At 71.9% G+C, this 22149-nt stretch carries 19 protein-coding genes, 1 tRNA gene and 1 pseudogene; 9 read left to right on the top strand and 12 right to left on the bottom strand.

Annotated elements, in window-relative coordinates; genetic code table 11:
- Positions 1–84 precede the first annotated feature (84 nt).
- Positions 85–1401 carry an alanine/glycine:cation symporter family protein gene (locus tag GGD88_RS11105; RefSeq protein WP_343056344.1) on the top strand — a complete coding sequence of 439 codons (1317 nt, stop codon included), beginning with the start codon at positions 85–87 and terminating at the stop codon, positions 1399–1401.
- Positions 1402–1556: 155 nt separating this feature from the next.
- Here GGD88_RS11105 and GGD88_RS11100 read toward each other — a convergent pair whose 3' ends face one another.
- The 9 genes and pseudogenes from GGD88_RS11100 to GGD88_RS11060 form a co-directional block, all read right to left on the bottom strand.
- Positions 1557–2402, bottom strand: a complete 846-nt coding sequence (locus tag GGD88_RS11100; RefSeq protein WP_184435415.1) for an AAA family ATPase — start codon at positions 2400–2402, stop codon at positions 1557–1559.
- A 93-nt stretch (positions 2403–2495) separates the two neighbouring features.
- Complete coding sequence (locus tag GGD88_RS11095) at positions 2496–3182, bottom strand: hypothetical protein (protein WP_184435414.1); 687 nt, start codon at positions 3180–3182, stop codon at positions 2496–2498.
- 8 nt (positions 3183–3190) lie between these two features.
- A complete protein-coding gene (locus GGD88_RS11090; RefSeq protein ID WP_184435413.1) occupies positions 3191–4714 on the bottom strand; it encodes a carboxypeptidase M32 in 1524 nt (507 codons plus the stop codon).
- 103 nt (positions 4715–4817) lie between these two features.
- Positions 4818–5392 (bottom strand): annotated as a pseudogene (locus GGD88_RS11085) (transposase family protein); the annotation flags it as partial.
- 246 nt (positions 5393–5638) lie between these two features.
- Positions 5639–5712, bottom strand: a tRNA-Gln gene (locus GGD88_RS11080).
- A gap of 233 nt (positions 5713–5945) precedes the next feature.
- Complete coding sequence (gene arsJ, locus GGD88_RS11075; protein ID WP_184435412.1) at positions 5946–7181, bottom strand: organoarsenical effux MFS transporter ArsJ; 1236 nt, start codon at positions 7179–7181, stop codon at positions 5946–5948.
- A 112-nt stretch (positions 7182–7293) separates the two neighbouring features.
- Entirely contained in the window at positions 7294–8181 is an 888-nt protein-coding gene (locus GGD88_RS19395; RefSeq protein WP_184435411.1) for an arsenate reductase/protein-tyrosine-phosphatase family protein, read from the bottom strand.
- 125 nt (positions 8182–8306) lie between these two features.
- Positions 8307–8717: a carboxymuconolactone decarboxylase family protein gene (locus GGD88_RS11065; RefSeq protein WP_184435410.1), complete on the bottom strand. Its 411-nt coding sequence runs from the start codon at positions 8715–8717 to the stop codon at positions 8307–8309.
- 80 nt (positions 8718–8797) lie between these two features.
- Positions 8798–9058: a hypothetical protein gene (locus GGD88_RS11060; RefSeq protein ID WP_184435409.1), complete on the bottom strand. Its 261-nt coding sequence runs from the start codon at positions 9056–9058 to the stop codon at positions 8798–8800.
- A 179-nt stretch (positions 9059–9237) separates the two neighbouring features.
- Here GGD88_RS11060 and GGD88_RS11055 point away from each other — a divergent pair, with 179 nt between their 5' ends.
- From GGD88_RS11055 to GGD88_RS11035, 5 genes are all read left to right on the top strand, one after another.
- Positions 9238–10671: a M16 family metallopeptidase gene (locus GGD88_RS11055; protein ID WP_184435408.1), complete on the top strand. Its 1434-nt coding sequence runs from the start codon at positions 9238–9240 to the stop codon at positions 10669–10671.
- Between the two features lie 17 nt (positions 10672–10688).
- A complete protein-coding gene (locus tag GGD88_RS11050; protein ID WP_184435407.1) occupies positions 10689–12023 on the top strand; it encodes a M16 family metallopeptidase in 1335 nt (444 codons plus the stop codon).
- Between the two features lie 103 nt (positions 12024–12126).
- On the top strand, positions 12127–13383 hold the full coding sequence (locus tag GGD88_RS11045) for a NupC/NupG family nucleoside CNT transporter (protein WP_184435405.1): 1257 nt from the start codon (positions 12127–12129) through the stop codon (positions 13381–13383).
- A 7-nt stretch (positions 13384–13390) separates the two neighbouring features.
- On the top strand, positions 13391–14929 hold the full coding sequence (locus tag GGD88_RS11040; protein WP_184435403.1) for a sensor histidine kinase: 1539 nt from the start codon (positions 13391–13393) through the stop codon (positions 14927–14929).
- Positions 14926–15576: an MT-A70 family methyltransferase gene (locus GGD88_RS11035; protein ID WP_184435401.1), complete on the top strand. Its 651-nt coding sequence runs from the start codon at positions 14926–14928 to the stop codon at positions 15574–15576. The genes GGD88_RS11040 and GGD88_RS11035 overlap by 4 nt, the downstream gene beginning before the upstream one ends.
- A gap of 65 nt (positions 15577–15641) precedes the next feature.
- On the opposite strand, the gene GGD88_RS11030 is transcribed toward GGD88_RS11035, so the two are convergent.
- On the bottom strand, positions 15642–16196 hold the full coding sequence (locus GGD88_RS11030; RefSeq protein WP_184435399.1) for a dihydrofolate reductase family protein: 555 nt from the start codon (positions 16194–16196) through the stop codon (positions 15642–15644).
- A 160-nt stretch (positions 16197–16356) separates the two neighbouring features.
- Between GGD88_RS11030 and GGD88_RS11025 the strand changes: the two genes are divergently transcribed.
- On the top strand, positions 16357–17508 hold the full coding sequence (locus GGD88_RS11025; RefSeq protein ID WP_184435397.1) for a glycosyltransferase family 87 protein: 1152 nt from the start codon (positions 16357–16359) through the stop codon (positions 17506–17508).
- A gap of 9 nt (positions 17509–17517) precedes the next feature.
- Here the strand turns inward: GGD88_RS11025 and GGD88_RS11020 are convergent, their stop codons facing one another.
- The gene (locus GGD88_RS11020) at positions 17518–20052 is read right to left on the bottom strand and encodes an ABC transporter permease (protein WP_184435395.1); all 2535 of its coding nucleotides are present in this window, start codon (positions 20050–20052) and stop codon (positions 17518–17520) included.
- The gene (locus GGD88_RS11015; RefSeq protein ID WP_184435393.1) at positions 20049–20759 is read right to left on the bottom strand and encodes an ABC transporter ATP-binding protein; all 711 of its coding nucleotides are present in this window, start codon (positions 20757–20759) and stop codon (positions 20049–20051) included. Before GGD88_RS11015 ends, GGD88_RS11020 begins: the two co-directional genes overlap by 4 nt.
- A gap of 193 nt (positions 20760–20952) precedes the next feature.
- Here GGD88_RS11015 and GGD88_RS11010 point away from each other — a divergent pair, with 193 nt between their 5' ends.
- Both GGD88_RS11010 and thpR read left to right on the top strand, forming a co-directional pair.
- Positions 20953–21555 (top strand): arylesterase, encoded by a 603-nt coding sequence (locus tag GGD88_RS11010; RefSeq protein ID WP_343056343.1) that lies wholly within the window; start codon positions 20953–20955, stop codon positions 21553–21555.
- Positions 21555–22088: an RNA 2',3'-cyclic phosphodiesterase gene (gene thpR / locus GGD88_RS11005; protein WP_184435389.1), complete on the top strand. Its 534-nt coding sequence runs from the start codon at positions 21555–21557 to the stop codon at positions 22086–22088. Before GGD88_RS11010 ends, thpR begins: the two co-directional genes overlap by 1 nt.
- The last annotated feature ends 61 nt before the right edge of the window (positions 22089–22149 follow it).

Below are 22149 nucleotides of genomic sequence, written 5' to 3'. Positions count from 1 at the left end.
GTCCGCGCGCCCGCGCAAGACTTTGATTCATTCCAGTCTTAGAGGTCAGTCGACATGGACTATGTGTCATCTCTTCTGGGAGACGTGAGCAGTTTCGTCTGGGGACCGGTCATGCTGGTGCTGCTGCTCGGCACCGGCCTGTACCTCACCCTCGGCCTGCGCCTGCTGCCCGTGCGCAAGCTGGGCTACGGGTTCCGGCTCATGCTGGGCGGCCGCAAGGTGGTGGAAGGCCACGAGGGCGAGATCACACCGTTCCAGGCGCTCACCACGGCGCTGTCGGCCACCATCGGCACCGGCAACATCGCCGGCGTGGCCACGGCCATTTACCTGGGTGGCCCCGGCGCGGTGTTCTGGATGTGGCTGACGGCGCTGGTGGGCATGGCCACCAAGTACGCCGAGGCGGTGCTGGCGGTGCGCTACCGCGAGACCGACGAGACCGGGCGCTACGTCGGCGGCCCGATGTACTACATCCGCAACGGATTGGGCGGTCGCTGGGCCTGGCTGGGCTGGGTGTTCGCCTTCTTCGCCACCATCGCCGCCTTCGGCATCGGCAACACCGTGCAGGCCAATTCGGTCGCCAAGGCGCTGGAGGGCTCGTTCGGCGTGCCCACCCTCGCGACCGGTCTCGTGCTGGCGGTCCTGACCTTCCTGGTCATCGTCGGCGGCGTGCGGCGCATCGGCAGCGTCGCCGAGCACCTGGTGCCGCTGATGGCCATCCTGTACGTGGCGGGCGCCCTCATCATCCTGGGCGCCAACTACAGCGCGGTGCCGGCGGCGCTCGGCATGATCTTCACCGACGCCTTCACCGGCACGGCGGCGGCCGGCGGCTTCACCGGCGCGGCCGTGGTCGCGGCCATCCAGTTCGGCGTCGCCCGCGGCGTGTTCTCCAACGAGGCCGGCCTGGGCAGCGCCCCCATCGCCCATGCCGCCGCCAAGACCAACGACCCGGTGCGCCAGGGCTGCGTCGCCATGCTGGGTACCTTCATCGACACCATCATCGTCTGCACCATGACCGCCCTGGTCATCATCATCACCGGGGCCTGGACCAGCGGCGAGACCGGCGCCGAGCTGTCCGCCCTGGCCTTCGAGACCGGCCTGCCCGGCGGCCACTGGATCGTGAGCCTCGGCCTGGTGGTGTTCGCGTTCACGACCGTGCTCGGCTGGAGCTACTACGGCGAACGCGCGGCCCAGTTCATCTTCGGGCCGCGGATCAAGATGCCGTTCCGGGTCATCTGGGTGCTGGCGCTGGTCGTCGGGGCCATCGGCAACCTGGGCCTGATCTGGACCATCGCCGACATCATGAACGCCATGATGGCGATCCCGAACCTGATCGCGCTGATCGCCCTCAGTGGCACCGTGTTCGCCATCAGCAGGGCCTATTTCCAGGCCAACAAGGACTAGGGCAGATCGCGCCAACTTGGAATCGCGCCCCGGTCCCATTTTGGCGCGTAACTCTGCAGACCTGCGTCTACTAGTGAGGGATCATTCACGCGTCCCCTGTGACCCGCTCTCCGGGTCGCAGGGGATGCGATCCGCCCGACGATCCCGCGCCCGGGTCAGCGCCGCTCGCGCTTGGCCAGGAAGGCCAGGCGCTGCAACAGGTGCACGTCCTGCTCGTTCTTCAGCAGCGCCCCGTGCAGCGGCGGCAGCACCTTCTTGACGTCGCCGGAGCGCAGCGCCTCGGCCGTCACGTCGTCGGCCATCAGCAGCTTGATCCAGTCCAGCAGTTCGCTGGTCGACGGCTTCTTCTTCAGCCCCGGCACCTCGCGCACGTCGTAAAAAACCCGCAACGCATCCCGCACCAGGTTGGCCTTGATGTCGGGGAAGTGCACCGCGATGATCTCTTCCATGGTCTCCGGGTCGGGGAACTTGATGTAGTGGAAGAAGCAGCGGCGCAGGAAGGCGTCCGGCAGTTCCTTCTCGTTGTTCGACGTGATGATGACCACCGGCCGCGTCGCCGCCCGCACCGTCTCCCCGGTCTCGTGCACATGGAACTCCATGCGGTCGAGTTCCAGCAGCAGGTCGTTGGGGAACTCGATGTCGGCCTTGTCGATCTCGTCGATCAGCAGCACCGCCCCGCCGTCGTGGGTGAAGGCGTCCCACATGCGGCCGCGCTTGATGTAGTTGCGGATGTCGTGCACCCGCTCATCGCCAAGCTGGGAATCGCGCAGCCGCGAGACCGCGTCGTATTCGTACAGGCCGTGCTGGGCCTTGGTGGTGGACTTGATGTGCCAGGCGATCAGCGGCAGGCCGAGCGCGTCCGCGACCTCCTGCGCCAGCACGGTCTTGCCGGTGCCGGGTTCGCCCTTGACCAGCAGCGGCCGTTGCAGCCGCACGGCGGCATTGACGGCCACCGCCAGATCCTCGGTGGCGACATAGGTCTGGGTGCCGGTGAACGTCATGGTCGCGGGTCCTCCGTGCGGGGCCGTATGGGGTTGGCTCGAACGTAGCGACGCCGCCCGATCCAATCAACGCTGCCGCACGACGGAGCCGCGTCACCGCGCCGGCCGATCCGGCAGCGCCGCCCACAGCGCCGCCAGCGCCGGCAGCAGCGCGGTGACCTCGGCGTGCAGCGCCTCGAACAGATCGAGCGCGCGGAGCAGGAACCCCAGCCCGGTCTCGGCCAGATGGCCCGCTTCGGCCGATGTCCCCCCGTCGTCGACCAGGCCGCCGTAGGCCCCGGCGGTGCCGGCCCCGCTCGGGTGGGCGATCTCGCACAGGGCGTCGTACAGGGTCCCGAAGTCCGGCCGGTCCTTTTCCAGGTGCCGCAGCATGGTCAGGACATTGACGCCCCGGGGCGCGCCGTGCGGCCCATCCTTGCGGCCCACCAGCAGGGCCATGAACGCGGCCTCCACGACGTCGCGATCCTGCACGGGGCCGGCGTCCAGCGTCCGGCGCATCAGGGCCTTCAGGTACCACAGGGCGGCCGTATCCTCGATCACGCCACGCGTCAGAATGACGGCGGCCACCGTGTCGCCCCGGCCGTAGCAGTCGCACGCACAGCGGCCCAGTTCCTCCGTGCGCCACACCAGGCCATCCCGGAAACAGGCCGCCTCCTGCGGCACGCCGGCCCATCCGGCCGCGGCGGCCGCACCGCCCGTCGGGGACCGGTCCGCCCGCAGCCGGGCCAGCCGGGCCCGACACGCGGCGATCAGCGGATCCAGGGCCGCCGCGCGGGTCATCGCGTCGCCTACCCCGCCCGCTCGATGTAGCGTTGGCGCAGGTGGGCCTTGAACACCGCCGCGTCGAGCGGCGCGCCGGTCGCGCGCACCAGCATCTCGCGCGCCGACACGCTGCGCCCCAGGCCGTGCACGTGGGTGCGCAGCCACCCCAGCAGCCCGCCCATGTCGCCGCGCGCCAGATCGTCGGGGATCGACGGCACCGCCGCGACGGCGGCGCGGAAGAGCTGGGCCGCCGTCATCGCCCCCAGGGTGTAGGTGGGAAAATAGCCGAAGGCGCCGTCGTACCAGTGGATATCCTGGAGGCACCCCGACCGGTCGTCCGGCACCGTCACGCCAAGCAGATCCTGCATGCCGTCGCGCCAGGCGCCCGGCAGGTCGTCGAGCGCCAGGTCCCCACTCAACAGCGCGCGCTCCAGCCGGAAGCGCAGGATGATATGCGCCGGATAGGTCACCTCGTCGGCATCCACCCGGATCAGGCCGGGCCGCACCCGGGTGTAGAGACGGTACAGGGTCTCGGCATCCCAGCCCGGGCCGGGGCCGCCGTTCAGCATCTCCGCCATCAGCGGTGCGGCGAACGACAGGAAGGCGCGCGAGCGGCAGGCCTGCATCTCCATCAGCAGGCTCTGGCTTTCGTGCACCGCCATGCCCAGGGCCCGACCCACCGGCTGGTCGCGCCAGGCGGCCGGCAGACCGCGCTCGTACAGGGCATGGCCGGTCTCGTGCAGCACCCCCATGACGGCGCCGGTGAAATCGGCCTCGTCATAGCGGGTGGTGATGCGCACGTCGTCGGGTACACCGCCGCAAAAGGGATGCAGGCTCTCGTCCAGGCGGCCGTGCCGGAAGTCGAAGCCCAAGGCCGTCATCAGCCGCGCCGCCAGGGCGCGTTGCCGCGCCGCCGGCACGGGACCGGGCGGGGGAGCCGGCGCCGCCCCGCCCTCGTCGCGCGCCTGCGCCGCCAGGGCGTCGTCCAGCAACCCCGGCAGGTCGGCCGCAAGGTCGTCGAACACGGCCGTGATCTCGGCCGCGGCGGCGTCCGGCTCGTACTCGTCGAGCAGCGCGTCATAGGGCGTCCGCCCGAGCGACTCCGCCTTGGCGGCCGCGATCTCGCGGGTCAGGTCGAGCACCGTCCGCAGCGGCCCCTTGACGGCGGCGAAGTCGTCGGCCGCGCGGGCCGCGCGCCAGGTCATCTCGCACGCCGAGCAGGCCCGCGAGTGGGCCTCCACCAGATCGCCGGTCAGCGCCGTGGCGTGCCGCCAGGCCCGGCGCATCTCCGCCAGGTTGGCGCGGTCCCAGGGGTCGAGGGCGGCCGCCTCGCCGGTCTCGGCGGCGTCCAGCAGGTCGCCCACCTCCGGGGCCGTCAGCAGGTCGTGGCCGAGCGCGCGCAGGGTGGCAAGCTGGGCGGCGCGGGCCTCGGCCCCGCCCGGCGGCATCACCGTGGACAGGTCCCAATGCAGCATCTCGGTGGCGTCGCCCAGGTGCGACAGGCGGCCGAAGCGGGTCTTCAGGCGGGCGTAGGCGGTGGGGGCATCCATGCGGGACTCCGCGGCAGAGGCGGGCGTGCGCGCCCGGGACAGGCGGCAAGGTCGGGCCGCCGGGGCATCGCGTCAAGGGGGCGGCCCGACACGTCCAGGGCCATCGCATTTGGCCGATGATGGTTCTTGCGAACTCGTTGGTCCATCCGCAACGCTTGCGCTTGCGCTTGCGGCGAATGGAGATGCCCGGCGTGGCGCGCCGAAGGACGTTCAGGGCCGGTTCGGCGCAGGACGTCTTGGTGCCGCGCAGCCAGGACAGATCGGTGCCCACCATGGCCCGGCGCACGTCGATGCGACCGTGATCGGCGTCCGTGGTCTCGGCGACCGGCAGGTCGGCCGTCCCGTCGGGCGCGGTGAAGGATCCGGCGATCATGTCATGCAGGGCGGGCCGGTTGGTCTTCAGTCGGAACAGGTCATCCCGCCGCGCTCCAGGACGATCCGGGAACACGTGCCGTGGCTCGGGATCCCGTGCGTCAGGGTCAGAAACTCGCGGAACAGGGCCTCGCGGTCGACCGCGAAATCCCCGAAATCCGAGCCGTCTTCCGCCCCGCAGATCGACGCCATCAGGGCAATCGTCAGACCTTCAAGGAGATCATGCCGCGCGTTTGACGCCCGAGGGTCCGGCACGTCGCCAAACGCATCCAGAAACCAGGACACGGAGCCTCCCGAACCTGGAATGGGAGTCCCCTAAAGAATCCGTTTCATCCCCAAACGCGACCACGACTTTTCAAATGCGATTTCCCCTGAGACCCAGCATTGGCTCGGCCACGCGACAGCGCAGATGACGGCCCGATACACCGACCGGGTCGATGCGCGCCGCCTGACTCAGGCGGCCATGGCGCTGCTGGAACAGGGCGGAAACACCGGCTGCCAACCGCCCGCCCGAAGTGGCGCGGCGGGGGCAAAAAAGCGTAACAAAATCAGTGGCTGGGGGACCAGGATTCGAACCTGGACTGACGGAGTCAGAGTCCGCTGTTCTACCGTTAAACTATCCCCCAGCAGGGGAGTGGCCGCTTGCCCGGCCCGGATCGGTGATCAACCACCGCCGTGCGCGACCCCGGCTTCGGCCGTGTGCCCCGATGGGCGGCCCGGCCGGGGGAGGGTGTGTATCACAGGGTCGGTGCCATGGGAAGGGGGCGGGCGACACTTTTTTCCGCACCGGAGTCCCGCCCCGCAACGGCCCCGCCCGCCGTGCCGGTCCGCGCCGGCCGGCGCGGCGTCGCGACCCGCGTCACACCGCCAGCGGGCGCCGGTCCGCCTGCGGTGTCGTCGGCAGGGCCAGGGCCACCGCCGCCGCCGCCACCAGGAGCGCGGCCGAGACCCACAGACAGGCCGCCAGTCCGGCAAGCTGATAGACCAGCCCGGACAGGACCGTGCCGCCCAGGCGCCCGACGGCGTTGGCCATGTAGTAGAAGCCGACGTTGAGCGCGACCTTGTCGGCGTCGGAATAGGCCACGATCAGGTACGAATGCAGCGCGCTGTTGATCGCGAACAGGGGGGCGAACACGGCCAGCCCGCCGATCAGCGCCACCCGGTCGTCGACCCAGCCGCCCAGCAGGTCCGGCGTCAGCGCCGCCGCGATCAGCGCCGGCACGGCCGCCAGCACGAAGCCCCACAGCCGCGTCGCCTTGGCCGCCGTCGCGGCAGTCGTGGTGCCGCGCAGCAGGGCCGGGACCGCCGCCTGCACGAGGCCGTACCCGATGATCCACGCCGCCAGGAACCCCGCCACACCGGCGAAGCTCCAGCCCATGCGCTCGTACAGGAACAGGGGCACGCCGACCACGAACCACACATCGCGAGAGGCGAACAACACGATCCGCGCCGCCGAGAGCAGATTGATCTCGCGCGTCTTGCTGAACAGGTGGCGGCCCAGCGCCTTTTCCTTGGCGCGGCCCAGCGTGTCGTGAACCGTGACCAGCGAGGCCACCAGCACCAGCGCCAGGGCCCCCGCCATCAGCCACAGGCCACCCTGGAAGCCCAGCGTCTGCAACAGCACCCCGCCCAGCAGGAAGCCGACACCCTTGAGGGCGTTCTTGGAGCCGGTGAGCATCGCCACCCAGCGGAACAGCGCGCCCTCGCCCGCCACCCGCTTGACGGCGGATTTGCTGCTCATCTTGGTCAGGTCCTTGGCCACGCCGGACAGCGCCTGCGCGACCATCACGTAGGCCACCGACAGCGCCACCGCCCAGTCGGGCCGGACCAGCGACAGCATGACCAGGGCCACCACCTGCACCCCCAGCCCCAGCAGCAGCGTCAGCCGCAGGCCGTAGCGCGCCCCCAGCCAGCCGCCCGCAACATTGGTGACGATGCCCATGACCTCGTAGAGCAGGAACAGGGTCGCCACCTCCAGGGGGCCATAGCCCAGGGTGTGGAAGTGCAGCAGCACCAGCACGCGCAGGGCGCCGTCGGTCAGCGTGAACGCCCAGTAGGCCGCGGTGATGGCGGCATAGGCCTTGACGTCGCTCATGATGGCAGCGCCCCTGCAATGTTGGCGACCAGCCGGCCCACGCGGCCGAAGCCGTTGATGCCGATCCGCAGAGTCATCAGGCGATCCTTGGGGGTGGCGTCCGGACCGGCCGTCACGCGGGCCCCGACGCCGCGACGGGCGCGGTGGCCTCGGGGTCCCGGGGCATGGCCCCGATGGCATCGACCTTGTGCTGAAGGGCGAGTCGGTCCAGAGAAGTGACCGGAAGTTGAACGAAGATCGCGATCCGGGTGTAGAGCATGCGGACCGTGTCATTGAACACGGCGGCCTTGGCGGCGTCCGACCCGGTGAAGGCGACCGGATCGGGCACCCCCCAGTGGGCGGTCATCGGCTGACCGGGCCAGACCGGGCAGGTCTCGCCGGCGGCGTCATCGCAGACGGTGAAGACGAAATCCATCCGCGGCGCGTCCGGGCGCGCGAAGTCGTCCCAGCTCTTGGGCCGCAACCCCGCGGTCGGCAGGGTGGCCCGGCGCAACGCCGCCAGGGCCTGCGGGTCGACGGTCTCGCGCGGGTGGGACCCGGCGGAAAACGCTTGGAACCGGCCGGCGCCCTCGCGGGTCAGGATGGCCTCCGCGATCTGACTGCGGGCCGAATTGCCGCTGCACAGGAACAGGACATTCAGGGGCCGGTGTCCATCGTTGGCGGGCATGGCGGGGTCTCCAGGCGCGATGGTGGGCAAGGCAGCGGCGCCCGGCAGCAGGGCCGGACAGAACCCCGTCATGACGCCGTGCCCCAGGGCCTCCAGGGCGATCAGGTTGGCGACATAGTGCAGCGTGCGCCCCTCGCGCCGGCTTTCCACCAGACCCACGGTGCGCATCTGGGTCAGATGGAAGGACATGGTGGAGGGCGCGACGCCGCACCGGCGGGCCAGGTCCCCGGCCGGCACGCCTTTCGCCCCCGCCCGCACCAGCGCCTGCAGGGCGCGGATGCGGGGTTCGGCGGCCAGGGCGGCCATCATCTCGGCGATCAGCGTCGGATCCATATTTCGATATTCGTCGAATTGAGGCTGGATGTCCAGCTCATTTTCACAGTCATCGAAATATCTTCGGACGCCCCCCGCAACGCTTTCCCGGCGGAGGGCCGCGGATCACCCAGCGGACGGGGGGCTCAGGGCCGGGGGGCACGCTCGAATGCCGGATCCACCGGGACGTGCAGGCCGTTCAGCAAGGCGTTCAGGCGCGACGCGGTCCCCACCACGCGCAGCAGGTCGGCGTGTTCGGCGTCGGTCATGCCCTTGGTGCGGGCGGCGGCGGTGTGGGAGTGGGTGCAGTAGTCGCAGCCATTGGCGATCGAGACGGCGACGTAGAGCATCTCCTTGGTCTTGGGATCGAGCGCCGACGGGGTCGCCATCACCGCCTTGATGTCGGCCCACACGCTCTCCAGCAGCGCCGGGTCGAACGCCAGATAGCGCCAGACGTTGTTGATGAAGTCGGTACCGCGGGTGGCGCGGATGTCGTCGAAGACGGCCTTGACGCGCGGATCGGCCTCGGGGTCGGCGGGCGGGGCAACGGTGGCCATGGCGGGTCCTTTCTGGCGAGAGGGAAGGGACCGGATGCTACCGCCGGTCCCGTGTTTCCGCCAGGGTGTGCGGCGCATCGCTATTCCGCCGCCACGTCGCGCCGGGCGGAGCGTGTCACCCGTGCCAGCGCTGGCAGGACCAGGCGGCTGTAGGTCTGGGCCTCCTCGTTCACGGCGGCGATGTCGTTGCCCTTGCGGGCCTCCTCCACCGCCGCCTCGAAGAACGAGAGCGCGGTGTTGAACAGCTCCTTGCGGGTTTCGAAGCCGCACACCGCCATCAGGTGGTCCAGCTCCGCCAGCCGCTCGGGCGTCAGATCGAACTGAACGCGGGCCTTGGTCATCGTGACATGTCCCCGTCGAAATGGACCCTCTCCAGGTCCCCTCCTTCAAGGAGGATAATTGGAGTATCGGCGGAGGACTGCAAGCTCTGGTGGGCGCCCCCTCTCGCCGTTGAGCCAAACCCGACCACCGACCATATAAAGGCCGAGCGTTCCCGTCCGACTTGCCACAGGGGTCGTCCATGCCGTCCAACCCTCCGTCCGCCCGCCGGCGCGCCCGCGCCATCGCTGTCTCCGCCCGCGCGCAGGCCGAGGCCCGCGCCCGCTTCGCCCTGTGGTCCGGCGTCCTGCTGGCGCTGACGCTGCTGGCGGCCCTGCTGCTCGCCCCGGCCACGGCCCGCGCCCAGATGTTCGAGCCGGAGACCTTCACGCTGGACAACGGCCTGCAGGTGGTGGTGGTGCCCAACCACCGTGTGCCCGTCGTCACGCATATGGTCTGGTACAAGGTCGGCGCGGCCGACGAGCCGCCGGGCAAGTCCGGCATCGCCCACCTGCTCGAACACCTGATGTTCAAGGGCACGGAGACGATCCCGCCCGGCGAGTTCTCCAAGATCATCGCGCGCAATGGCGGCCGCGACAACGCCTTCACCAGCAGTGACTTCACCGGCTACTACCAGAACATCGCCCGCGACCGGCTCGACCTGGTCATGGAGATGGAGGCCGACCGCATGGCCAATCTGCGGTTGGCCGAGGACGACGTCCTGACCGAGCGCTCGGTGGTGATCGAGGAGCGCCTGAGCCGCACCGAGAACGAGCCCGCCGCCCTGCTCGGCGAACGGCTGGATCAGGCGCTGTGGGTCGTGCACCCCTACAAGAACCCGGTGATCGGCTGGGCGCACGAGTTGGCCGCGCTGGACCGGGCGGACGCGCTGGCGTTCTACGATCGCTTCTATGCCCCCAACAACGCGGTCGTCGTGGTGGCCGGCGACGTCACGGCCGAGGCGCTGCGACCGATCGCCGAGCGGACCTACGGGCGTGTGCCGGCGGCCCCGGAGACGCCGGCGCGGGCTCGGGTGCGCGACCTGCCGCCGGCGGCAGACGTGACCGTGACCATGGACCACCCCCAGGTCGGCCAGGCCAGTTGGTGGCGGCGCATCGTCGCGCCCAGCCGCAATGCCGGCGACACCGCCCTCTACCCCGCCCTCCAGGTGCTGGCCGAACTGCTGGGCGGCGGCCCGGTCAGCCGGCTGTACGAGCGGCTGGTGGTCGAGGACGAGGTGGCCGTGTCCGCCCGCACCTATTACGATGGCCGCGCGGTGGACTACGGCACCTTCACCCTCTCCGCCACGCCGGCCGCCGGCCGCACGCCCACCGACGTGCAGGCCGCCGTCGAAGCGGAGATCGCCCGCCTGCTCGCCGAGGGCGTCACCGACGCCGAGGTGGCCGGCGCCAAGCGCCGGCTGAAGGCGTCGGTGGTCTACGCCCGCGACAGCGTGTTCGGCGCGGCGCGCATCATCGGGGCCGCCCTGGCCACCGGCAGCACCGTGGACGACGTGGAACGCTGGCCCGAGGACATCGCCGCCGTCACCCCGGAGGACGTCATGGCGGCCGCCCGCGCCGTCTTCGGCGGCGCCAGCAGCGCCACCGCCATCCTGCTGCCCGAGACCACGAGTTGACGAGAGGAGCCCGACCCATGCCCCTGCCCTCGCGCATCCTGGGGGCGCTGGCCGGCGCCCTCGCGCTGATGGTCGCCGCCGTTCCCTCCGCCCGTGCCATCGACGTCGCCACCGTGACCAGCCCCGGCGGCCTGGAGGCCTGGCTGGTCGAGGACCACGCCAACCCCATGGTCACGATCGAGTTCGCCTTCGCCGGCGGCGCCGCCCTCGACCCCGACGGCAAGGCTGGCCTCGCCACCATGGCCGCCGGGCTGCTGGACGAAGGCGCCGGCAACCTGGACTCCCAGGCGTTCCAGCGCCGGCTAGCGGACCTGGCGATCGACCTCGACTTCGACGCCGGCCGCGACTCCTTCGGCGGCACCCTCCGAACCCTGACGGAGAACCTGGACGAGGCCATCGACCTGCTGCGGCTGGCGGTGACCAGCCCGCGCTTCGATGCCGACGCGGTCGAGCGCATCCGCGGTCAGGTGCTGGCCGGGCTGCGCTACGATCAGAACGACCCGCAGGAGATCGCGCGCCGGGCCTGGTTCGCCGCCCTGTTCCCGGACCACCCCTATGGCCGTGCCCCCGAGGGCACCCCCGAGACCGTCGCCGCCATCACCGGCGCGGACCTGAAGGACTTCGCCCGCCGCCAGATGACGCGCGACCGCCTGATGATCGGGGTGGCCGGCGACGTGACCCCGGAGCGGCTGGCCGACCTCGTGGACACCGCGTTCGGCGACCTGCCGGCCTCCGCGCATCTGCCGGACGTGCCCGAGGCCGAGGCCCGGGCGACGGGCGAGACCGTCGTGATCGACCGGCCGGTGCCGCAGAGCGTCGCCCTGTTCGGCCACGGCGGCCTCGACCGGGCGGACCCCGACTGGTATGCGGCCTATGTGGTCAACTACATCCTGGGCGGCGGCGGCTTCTCGTCCCGCCTGATGGCGGAGGTGCGCGAGGCGCGCGGGCTGGCCTATTCGGTGTACAGCTACCTCCTGCCGCTGGACCACGCCCCGGTCTGGATGGGCGGGGTGGCGACCAGCAACGCCCGCATCGCCGAGAGCCTGGACCTGATCCGCGCCGAATGGGCGCGCATGGCCAGCGCGGGGCCGACCGCCGAGGAACTGGCCGACGCCAAGACCTACTTGACCGGGGCCTGGCCGCTGCGCTTCACCTCGACCGGGGCGATCGCGCGCATCCTGGTGGCGATGCAGAAGGAGGACCTGCCGCCGGCCTACCTGGAGGAGCGCAACGCCTACATCGAGGCCGTGAGCCTGGACGACGCCCGCCGCGTCGCCGACCGCCTGATGGATCCGGCGGCGCTGACCACCGTGGTGGTGGGCCAGCCGGAGGGGGTCGCGGCCTCGAACTGACGGCCGCGGGCGCGGGGCAGCGACCGCCGCGCCTGTTGCCCCCCGACCCCAGGCGCCTATACTGCCCCTCCGCGGAACCAGGCCAGCGAAGGGGGACGGGCGCATGGGGGCGGCGCAGGGACTGCTGGGGATCATCGCCATCGTCGCCCTGTGCTGGGCGCTGAGCGAACGGCGCCGCGACATCCGATGGCGCCCGGTGCTGATCGGGCTGGCGCTGCAACCGGTCCTGGCGCTGATCCTGCTCAAGACCCCGGGCGCCGCCACCGTGTTCGTGTGGCTCAACCAGGCAGTGCTGGCGCTGCAACGTGCCACCGAGGCCGGCACCACCTTCGTGTTCGGCTATCTGGGCGGCGGCGAGCGCCCCTTTGACGAACCCTGGCCGGGCGCGGCCTTCGTGCTGGCGTTCCAGGCCCTGCCGTTGATCCTGGTGGTCAGCGCGATCACCTCGGTGCTGTTCTACTGGCGTGTCCTGCCGCTGGTGGTCGGCGCCATGGCCTGGGTGCTGAACCGCACCATGCGGGTCGGCGGCGCGGTCGGGCTGTCCTCGGGTGCCAACGTGTTCGTCGGCATGATCGAGGCACCGCTGTTCATCCGCCCCTACATCGCCGCCATGACGCGGGCCGAACTGTTCATGATGATGACGGTCGGCATGTCCACCATCGCCGGCACCGTCATGGTGCTCTACGCCAGCTTCCTCGACGGCATCCTCGACACCCCCCTGGCCCATATCCTGATCGCCTCGCTCATCAGCGCGCCGGCGGCGCTGGCGCTGGCGCTCATGCTGGTGCCCGGCGACCCGGACGAGCAGCCGACCGAAGCCCGCCTCAGCCTGCCGCCGCCGGAGGCCAACAATACCATGGAGGCGGTGCTGCTGGGCACGCGCGACGGTGTCTCCCTGCTCATCAACGTCACGGCCATGCTGCTGGTCATGGTCGCGCTGGTCAGCCTGCTGAACCAGATCCTCGGGGTGCTGCCGGCCGTGGCGGGCGAGCCGCTGACCCTGGAACGCATGCTGGGTTGGGTGATGGCGCCGGTGGTGTGGCTGATCGGCATCCCGTGGGCGGAGGCGGCGACGGCCGGGTCTCTCATGGGCATCAAGACCATCCTCAACGAACTGCTGGCCTATGCCGGCATGGCGCGGCTGCCCGACGACGCCCTGTCGCCGCGCAGCGAACTCATCATGGCCTATGCCCTGTGCGGCTTCGCCAACTTCGGCAGCCTGGGCATCATGCTGGGCGGCCTCACCGCGATGGCCCCGGAGCGCCGCAGCGACATCGTGGCGCTGGGCGGGCGCACCATCCTGTCGGGCACCCTGGCGACGCTGATGACCGGGGCCGTGGTCGGCCTGGTGACGTGGTGAGGCCGCGATGACGATGGCGGACCCGACACCGGACGACGGCCCCCGTCCCGACCCCTTGGCGGTGCGCAAGGCGCTCAACGACCTGCTGGTGCGCCAGGGCACGCCGCTGTCCCTGGCCGCCAACCCCTTCACGGCCTCGCTCCTGGTGCTGCCGCTCTGGAACACGGCGGCCCTGCCCCCGCTGGGGGCGCTGGTGGCCCTGCTGGCGCTCAACAACACCATCGCCCACCGCGTCTACAGCCGCTATCGCGCCGACCCGGGTCCGGTGACGGCGGCCGTCCGCTGGCACCGCCTGTTCTTCCTCGTCTCGCTCGGCAACAGCCTGGCCTGGGGCCTGGGCGGGTTGTGGGTGTTCGCGAGCGCGCCCGAACCGGAGCGGTTCCTGGTCGCGGCAATGATCCTGGGCATGGTCGCGGGCAGCCTGGCGGCGGAGAGCGCGTCTTTCCTGCTGGTGGCCGGCTTCGCCGCCCTGGCGGTGCCGCCGATCGCCGTCTACGGGCTGCTGCAGGGGACGGCCATCGACGTGACCTACGGCCTCGGCATGCTGATCTTCGCCGCGTTCATCGTGTCCTTCGCCAAGATCAACGAGAACACGGTGGCCGAGAGCGTGCGCCTGCGCCTGGCCCGCGACCGCACGCTGGAGACGCTGAACGGCACGGTGAAGACCCTGGAGGCCGCCCAGGCCCATCTCGTGCAGTCCGACAAGATGGCCTCGCTGGGGCGGCTGGTGGCGGGCGTGGCGCACGAGGTCAACACGCCCATCGGCACCGCCCTGACGGCCGTGTCGCTGGCGGAGAGCCGCGCCCGCGAGGCCCAAGCCGCCCTCGATCGCGGGGATCTGCGCAAGGCCGACCTGGACCGCGCGCTCGCCGACTGCGCGGAATCCAGCGCCCTGGCCGCCGGCAACCTGGGCCGCGCCGCCGAACTGGTGGCCAGCCTGCGCGATGTGGCGGTCGACCGCGCCAGTGCCCAGCGCCGCCCCTTCGATCTCTCGGAATACCTGGCCGAGGTTCTCATCAGCCTGCGGCCGCGGCTGCGGCGAAGCCCGCACGCCGTCGGCCTGCGCGCCGACCCCGGCCTGAGCATGGACAGCTACCCGGGCGCCCTGTCGCAGGTGGTCACCAACCTGGTCCTCAACGCCCTCACCCACGCCTTTGCGCCCGCCGAGACCGCCGAGACCGCCGAGACCGCCGAGACCAAGGCCGGCGGCGCCGGCGCCGCCCCCGGCACCATCACCGTCTCGGCCCGCGCCGACGGCCCCGATCATGTCCGCGTCGACATCACCGACGACGGCCGCGGCATCGACCCCGCGATCCAGGACCGGCTGTTTGAGCCGTTCCAGACCACCAACCGCGCCGGCGGCAATACCGGGCTCGGCATGGGTATCGCGCTGACCCAGACCACCCACGTGCTCGGGGGCAGCCTGATCGTGGACAGCAGCCCCGGCGCCGGGACCCGCATCAGTCTGCGGCTGCCCCGGGTCGCACCCGACCCCGACGACCAGGCCCCCGCGACCGATGGCCCGGCGGCGGAGACCGGGGCATGACGGAGGTCGCCGCCCAGGCGGCGGCCGACCTGCGCGCGCGCGCGGGGGCCACCCGGTTCGCCACGGTCCTCGCCGATCCGCCCTGGCGGTTCGTGAACCGCACCGGCAAGATGGCCCCGGAACATCGCCGGCTGTCGCGCTACGGCACCCTGACGGTGGACGAGATCGCCGCTCTGCCGGTGTCCGAGCTGACCACCGATCCGGCGCACTGCTACCTCTGGGTCCCCAACGCCCTGCTGCCGGAGGGCCTGGCGGTGCTGGCGGCCTGGGGCTTCACCTACAAGACCAATCTGGTCTGGCACAAGGTTCGGGCCGACGGCGGCAGCGACGGGCGCGGGGTCGGGTTCTACTTCCGCAACGTCACCGAACTGGTGCTGTTCGGCGTGCGCGGCCGCAACGCCCGCACCCTCGCCCCGGCCCGCCGCCAGGTGAACCTGCTCGCGACCCGCAAGCGCGAACACTCCCGCAAGCCGGACGAACTGTATGATCTGATCGAGGCCTGCTCGCCCGGGCCGCGCCTGGAGCTGTTCGCGCGCGGCGAACGCCCGGGCTGGACCGGCTGGGGTGACCAGGCCGACGCGGACTACCGGCCAACCTGGGCGACCTACGCCCATCACAGCGGCACCGTGCGACCGGAGGGGGCGTAGACCGACCCGTCACCCCCGTCACCCCCGTCACCCCCGGCACCCCCGGCACCCCCCGTCACCCCCCGTCACCCCGGCGCCGCGGTGACGGTGAACGGCGGCCGGGTGCGGTAGGTGAGCTGCACCACCCCGCTGGCGTGCTTCTGGGTGCGCACCAGGGTCGGCAGCAGACGCGGCGGCGTCTCCGGAAACAGCCTGAGGCCGCGACCCAACCACACCGGCATCACGAACATGTCAATCTGATCGACCACGCCGTGGCGCAGGAACAACCCGATGGTGCGCGCCCCGCCCACGACCCACACGTCGCCGTCGTCGTGCCCGCGCGCCGCCCGGATCAGGCCGGCAGTGTTGCCGTCCCAGCGCGCCACGCCGGGCGGGGCGTCACGGCCCAGCGGCCGGCTGGTCAGCACGCGACAGGTCCGGGCGCCGTACGGCCAGGGGCCGAACGAGAGGGTCTGGTCGTAGGTCTCGCGGCCCATGATGAGCAGCCCGACCCGCTCGTAGAACGCCGCGTAGCCGAAATCCTGGTCGTCGAAGGGGGCGAGCCACTCCACCCCGCCATCGGGCGAGGCGAGGAACCCATCCAGGGTGACGGCGACGTACAGACGGATCAAGGCAGCCATGGACCATACCGGGCGGAGGGCCAACCCCCGTATTGGCACCGGTGCGGACCGCGCCGTCAAGGGATACGGGTTGCCGTACCGGCGGGGAGCCACCATCCTCGCCACGACACGCGACGGATCGCGCCAACACGCCGCCGACCAGACGAAGACCGGAATCCCGATGACACGCCCCCCCTGGCTCAACGCGCAGCGCGTCTCGGCCTACATGCGGATCGTGCTGGTGCTGTACGCGGTCACACTGGTGGTGTTTGTGGCGGTGTCTCCCGACGGCCTCGACCCGCTCGGACGGCCGTTGGGCAACGATTTCCTCGCCTTCTGGAGCGCCGCCCGCCTCGCCGTGGCGGGCGAGCCTGCGGCGGCCTGGGACATCGGTCACCTGTTCGAGGCCGGCCGCCAGGCCCTCCCGGAGGTCACCCTCGGCTATGTCTTCTCCTATCCCCCGGTGTTCCAGCTCCTGCTGATGCCGCTGGGCCTGCTGCCTTGGGCCTGGGCCCTGGCGGTGTGGAGCGGGCTGGGGCTGGCGGCCTATTTGACGGCGCTGCGCCCACTCATGCGGAGTACGCTGGCGGTGATGCTCGCGCTGGCGTTCCCGGCGGCTTTCGTGAACCTGCTTCAGGGTCAGACGGGAGTCTTCAGCCTGGCTCTGCTCGGCGGCGGCCTGTGGCTGGTGCCCCGGCGTCCGCTGCTGGCTGGCGGGCTGATCGGACTTGCCTGTTTCAAGCCCCACCTGGGGCTGGTGATCCCGCTCGCCCTGCTGGCCGGCCGACAGTGGCGCACCCTCGCCGCGGCGACCGCCGTCGTGGCCGGCCTCATCGCCCTGAGCCTGCTCGTCCTGGGTCCCGATCCATGGTCGGCCTTCCTCCGACACCTGGGCCAGACCACTGCCCTGCTCGAAACGGGGGCCGTTCCCTGGGACAAGATGCCGAGCGCCTTCGCCGCGCTGCGCCTGACCGGGGCGCCCGTGGCGGTCGCCTATGCCGGCCAGGCGATGACCGCGCTGATCGGCGCGGCGGTGGCAACCTGGCTCTGGGCATGCCGCCCCGCCGCGCCGATGACCCTCGCGGCGACGATCTGCGCCCTCTTGCTGGTGCCGCCGCACGTCAATGATCACGATCTGGTGCTGCTGGCGTTGCCGCTCGGCCTGGTCGCCCTGGACGCCACACGGACGGGGTGGCGCGCGGGCGAACGCGCCGCACTGGCGGTGATCTGGAGTGCGCCGCTGCTGCTGGCGCCCCTGGCCGAGGCCACCGGCCTTCAACTGGGGCCGCTGGCGGTGCTGGGCCTGCTCGCGCTGGTGCTGCGGCGGGCCTGAGGGCCGCCCCTACTCGTTGCGCAGGTAGGGGGCCGCCTGTCCGCCCAGCGCCCGCCACGTCCCCAGGTAGCCGGCCGCCAACGTGACCAGCACGCAGGCAACCACCGTCCCCAGCACCACGTCCGGCAGGAACACCCAGCCGGCATCCATGACGAACACCACCACCGCCCAGGCCGCGACGGTGCCCACGGCGGCCGCGATCAGCCCGGTCGCCAGCCCCAGCAGGCCGTATTCCAGCAGGTAGCCGCGCAGCAGCGCGCCCCGCGTCGCCCCCACCACCTTCAGCACCACCGCCTCGTAGACCCGCCGCCCATGCCCGGCGGCGAAGGCCCCGGCCAGCACCAGGGCGCCGGCCACCAGGGTCACGGCGGCGGTGGCGGTGATGGCGCGCGCCGCGGTATCCAGGATCCCACGCACCGTCTCCAGGGCCCCCTTCACCCGGATCGCGGAGACATTGGGGAAGACATCGGTGACGGCGCGTTCGAGGGCGGTTTCATGGGCCTCGTCGACCCGCACCGTGGCGATCCAGGTGCGCGGCGCCCCGGCCAGCGCGCTGGGCGAGACCATGAAGGTGAAGTTGATGCGCAACGAGCCCCAGTCGACCTTGCGGGTGTTCGCCACCTCGCCCGTGATCTCGCGGCCCAGAATGTTGACCGTCAGCGTGTCGCCGATGTCGAGGCCGAAGCCCTGCGCCAGTTCCTCGGTCAGGGAGAACAGCGGTGGGCCGTCGTAGTCCGCCGGCCACCAGGCCCCGCGCACGATCTCGGCGTCCTCCGGCGCGGCGTCCCCCGTGGTGAAGCCGCGATCACCGCGCAGCGCCCACCGGGCGTCGGGGTGGACCTCGGCCTCGGCCGCCGGCACCCCGTCGAGCGCGGTGATGCGGCCGCGCACCATGTCGGCGAAGGCGGTGCGCCCCACCCCCTCGGTTTCGGCCAGCACCGCCTTGAAGCCGTCGAGCTGCGGCGGCTGAATGTCGATGAAGAAGAACGACGGCGCCTCCGCCGGCAGGCGCTCGTCGATCTGGCGGTTGAGGTTGCCCTGGATCAGCGCCACGATCACCAGGACCGACAGCCCCAGACCCAGCGACAGCACCACCGAGCCGGTGGCGGCCCCCGGCCGGTGCAGGTTGGCCAGCGCCAGCCGCAGGCCCGGCCGGCCGCGCGCCAACCGCCCGGCGCGGCGGGCCAGGTCGCGCACCGCCAGCGCCGCCAGCCCGAACAGCGCCATGGACAGCGCCGCCCCGGCGACGAACACGGCGGCGAAGCGCGGATCGACGGCGGTCAGGATGGTCAGCGCCACCAACGCCGCGAGCGCCCCCCCCAGCAGCACCAGATAGCGCCGCCGCGGCCAGCCGCCGGCCTCGGCCAGGGCGCCCTTGAAGATCGCCAGCGCCGGGATATCGCGCGCCCGCGCCAGCGGCCAGACCGCGAACACCAACGCCACCAGCGCGCCGCTCGCCAGCGCCAGCAGCGCCGGCTCGGCGTAGACCGCCACCCGCAGCCGCACCGGCAGCCAGTCCCCGGCCACCGCCTGGGCCAGGAACGGCGCCGCCACGCCGGCGGTGACGCCAAGCAGGATGCCCAGCAGCGCGAGCAACCCGATCTGGATGAAGTAGATACGGAAGATCACGCCCGCCGGCGCCCCCAGGCACTTCAGCGTGGCGATGGTGGTCATGCGACCCTGCAGATAGGCGCGGGTCGCGTTCGCCACCCCGATGCCGCCCACCAACAGCGACGTCAGCCCGACCAGGGTCAGGTACAGGGTCAGGTTCTCAAGGAACCGGGTCAGGCCGGGCGCGGCCTGGTCGGTGCCGCGCAGGCGCCACCCGGCGTCGGGGAAGGCGTCGGTCAGACGGGTCCGGATCTCGGCCGGCGTCACGCCCTGGTCGGCACGCAACAGGGTGTCGAAGGTCACCAGGCTGCCGGGCTGGATCAGCTCGGTAGCCGGCAGCGCGTCGCGGTGAATCATCAGGCGCGGCCCGAGCGTGAACATGCTCGCCACCCGGTCCGGCTCGCGCACGATGCTGTCGCGCACCCGCACCGTGGCCTCGCCGATGCGCAGGCGGTCGCCCACCGACAGCCCCAGGCGGTCGAGCAGGTTCGGATCCGCCACGGCGCCCCAGGTGCCCTCGCGTTCGGCCAGCGCGTCGGCCAGCGCCCCGCCGCCCGAAAGGACCATGCGGCCGTAGAGCGGGTAGCCGTCGCCCACGGCCTTCAGCTCCACCAGCGCCCGCGCCCCGTCCGGCCCCGGCGCAATCGCCATCGCGCGCATGTCCACGGTCTCGGCGACCGTGGCGACCGCGCGCATCAGCGCCATCTGCTCGGCGTCGGGCGGCTGATAGCGCCGCTCCACCTCCAGATCGCCGCCGAGCAGGGCCTGGGCGTCGGCTTCCAGGCCGGCCTGGATGGCCCGGTTCAGCGAGCCGGCGGCGGCGATGGCGAACACCCCCAGCGCCAGGCAGGCGACCAGGACACGGAACCCGGCCAAGCCACCGCGCATCTCGCGCAGCGCCAACCGGACCGAGAGGGGCAGCGCGCCGCTCATTCCGCCGCCGCCCGGCTCGCGCCCGAATCCGTCAGGCGGCCGTCCTCGATGCGGATGGTCCGGTCGCAGCGCCGTGCCAGGGCCAGGTCATGCGTGATGAGCATCAGGGTGGTGTTCTGTTCGGCGTGCAGGCGGAACAGCAGGTCCATGACAAGCGCGCCGGTCTCGCCGTCGAGGTTGCCGGTCGGCTCATCGGCCAGCAGCAGGCGGGGGCCGGGCGCGAAGGCCCGCGCCAGCGCCACACGCTGCTGCTCGCCGCCGGAGAGCTGCCCCGGGTAATGGCCGAGGCGGTGTCCCAGACCGACCGCCTCAAGCTGACCGCGGGCGACGTCGAAGGCATCCCGGCGGCCGGCGAACTCCAGCGGCACGGCCACGTTCTCCTCCGCCGTCATGGTCGGAATCAGGTGGAAGCCCTGGAACACCACGCCGACGTGCGCGCGCCGCCAGCGCGCCAGCGCGTCCTCGTCCATCGCGCCCAGATCGTGCCCGGCGACCGTCACGGCGCCCGCGGTGGGTCGTTGCAGTCCGGCGATGACCATCAGCAGGCTGGACTTGCCGGCCCCGGACGGGCCGACGACGCCGACCGCCGCGCCCTGATCCACGGTCAGGTCGACACCCCGCAGAATGTTGACCGCGCCGGCCGGACCCGTCAGGGTCAGGTCCAGGCCGCGCAGGCGGATGGTCGGCGGCGTCGGGGAGTGGCTCATGGTCCTGGCAGTCCTTCGTCAGCGGAAAACGGGTCCGGGCAAGACGGTATACGTGCGCCCGCCCGCGCGCCGATCACGCGGCGGGGCGGCTCAGGACGCCACCCATACCGGAAACGCACAGCCGGCATATGGGCTCCATAACCCCGGGATCAACGCGCGGCGGGCGCGCGCCGGCGGCCTGGCGGTCGCGCTCGTGCTTCTGGCCGGGCTGATCGGCCGGCCGGGACCGGCCTGGGCCGACACGGTGCGCCTGCTGGCGTTCGGGGACAGCCTGACGGCCGGCTACAACCTGCCCCAGGAGGCCGCGTTCCCGGTGCAGCTCGAACAGGCCCTGCGCGACCGCGGCCACGATGTCACGGTCCTGAACGGGGGCGTCTCGGGCGACACCACCGCCGGCGGGCGGGCGCGGCTGGACTGGGTGCTGGCCCAGGATCCGGACGCCGCCATCGTGGCGCTGGGCGGCAACGACGGGCTGCGCGGGCTCGATCCCGCGGACACGCGCGCCAACCTGACCGCCATCGTGACGCGGTTCCAGGACGCGGGCATCCCGGTCCTGATCGCCGGCATGAAGGCGCCGCCCAACCTGGGCCGCGACTACGGCCAGGCGTTCAACAGCGTCTTTCCCGACGTGGCGGAGGAAACCGGCGCCCTGCTCTATCCGTTCTTCCTGGAGGGCGTGGCCGCCGATCCGGCGCTCAACCAGCCCGACGGCATCCACCCCACCGCCGACGGCGTCGCGGTGATGGTCGAGGGCATCCTGCCCCAGGTCGAGGCCCTGCTGGATCGGGTGGAGTGATGCGCCTGTTCCTCGGCATCGAACCACCGGACGACTTGCGCCAGACGCTGGCCGCCCTGGCCATCGGCCTGCCCGGGGCGCGCTGGGTCGAGGCCGACAACCTGCATCTGACGCTGCGCTTCCTGGGCGAGACCGACCCGGCCCAGGCGGAGGACCTGGACGCCGAGCTGGCAACCCTGCGCGGGCCACCCGCGCCGGTCCACCTGCAGGGCATCGGCACCTTCGGCCAGGGCCGCAAGGTCACGGCGGTGTGGGTGGCGGCGGCGAAGGACCCGGCCCTGCTGACCCTACAGCAACGGGTCGAGGGGGCCGCGGTGCGCGCCGGCTTCCCGCCGGAGGGCCGCAAGTTCACGCCGCATGTCACCCTCGCCCGCCTGCGCAACCCGGATCCGACGCGGCTGGCGGGCTTCATCGGCGCCCACAACGACCGCGCCTTTCCGCCGTTCACGGCCGAGGCGGTGGTGCTCTTCGAGAGTCACCTGACGCGCGACGGCGCCCAGTACACGCCGCTGGCCCGCTATCCTTTGCGCTGATCGCACCGTGTCATCCCAAGACCGGCGCCCCCACGGGAGCGTGGGCGCGAGCCCCCTTTCT

The organism is Roseospira goensis, from assembly GCF_014197795.1.
Lineage (GTDB): Bacteria > Pseudomonadota > Alphaproteobacteria > Rhodospirillales > Rhodospirillaceae > Rhodospira > Rhodospira goensis.
This window is presented reverse-complemented; position numbering and strand designations above follow the sequence as displayed.

Bases quoted from the DNA above. Each gene is read 5' to 3' on its own strand.
- GGD88_RS11100 (WP_184435415.1), bottom strand. From the start codon at position 2,402: ATGACGTTCACCGGCACCCAGACCTATGTCGCCACCGAGGATCTGGCG.
- GGD88_RS11095 (WP_184435414.1), bottom strand. From the start codon at position 3,182: ATGACCCGCGCGGCGGCCCTGGATCCGCTGATCGCCGCGTGTCGGGCC.
- GGD88_RS11090 (WP_184435413.1), bottom strand. From the start codon at position 4,714: ATGGATGCCCCCACCGCCTACGCCCGCCTGAAGACCCGCTTCGGCCGC.
- arsJ (WP_184435412.1), bottom strand. From the start codon at position 7,181: ATGAGCGACGTCAAGGCCTATGCCGCCATCACCGCGGCCTACTGGGCG.
- GGD88_RS19395 (WP_184435411.1), bottom strand. From the start codon at position 8,181: ATGGATCCGACGCTGATCGCCGAGATGATGGCCGCCCTGGCCGCCGAA.
- GGD88_RS11065 (WP_184435410.1), bottom strand. From the start codon at position 8,717: ATGGCCACCGTTGCCCCGCCCGCCGACCCCGAGGCCGATCCGCGCGTC.
- GGD88_RS11060 (WP_184435409.1), bottom strand. From the start codon at position 9,058: ATGACCAAGGCCCGCGTTCAGTTCGATCTGACGCCCGAGCGGCTGGCG.
- GGD88_RS11055 (WP_184435408.1), top strand. From the start codon at position 9,238: ATGCCGTCCAACCCTCCGTCCGCCCGCCGGCGCGCCCGCGCCATCGCT.
- GGD88_RS11050 (WP_184435407.1), top strand. From the start codon at position 10,689: ATGCCCCTGCCCTCGCGCATCCTGGGGGCGCTGGCCGGCGCCCTCGCG.
- GGD88_RS11045 (WP_184435405.1), top strand. From the start codon at position 12,127: ATGGGGGCGGCGCAGGGACTGCTGGGGATCATCGCCATCGTCGCCCTG.
- GGD88_RS11040 (WP_184435403.1), top strand. From the start codon at position 13,391: ATGACGATGGCGGACCCGACACCGGACGACGGCCCCCGTCCCGACCCC.
- GGD88_RS11035 (WP_184435401.1), top strand. From the start codon at position 14,926: ATGACGGAGGTCGCCGCCCAGGCGGCGGCCGACCTGCGCGCGCGCGCG.
- GGD88_RS11030 (WP_184435399.1), bottom strand. From the start codon at position 16,196: ATGGCTGCCTTGATCCGTCTGTACGTCGCCGTCACCCTGGATGGGTTC.
- GGD88_RS11025 (WP_184435397.1), top strand. From the start codon at position 16,357: ATGACACGCCCCCCCTGGCTCAACGCGCAGCGCGTCTCGGCCTACATG.
- GGD88_RS11020 (WP_184435395.1), bottom strand. From the start codon at position 20,052: ATGAGCGGCGCGCTGCCCCTCTCGGTCCGGTTGGCGCTGCGCGAGATG.
- GGD88_RS11015 (WP_184435393.1), bottom strand. From the start codon at position 20,759: ATGAGCCACTCCCCGACGCCGCCGACCATCCGCCTGCGCGGCCTGGAC.
- thpR (WP_184435389.1), top strand. From the start codon at position 21,555: ATGCGCCTGTTCCTCGGCATCGAACCACCGGACGACTTGCGCCAGACG.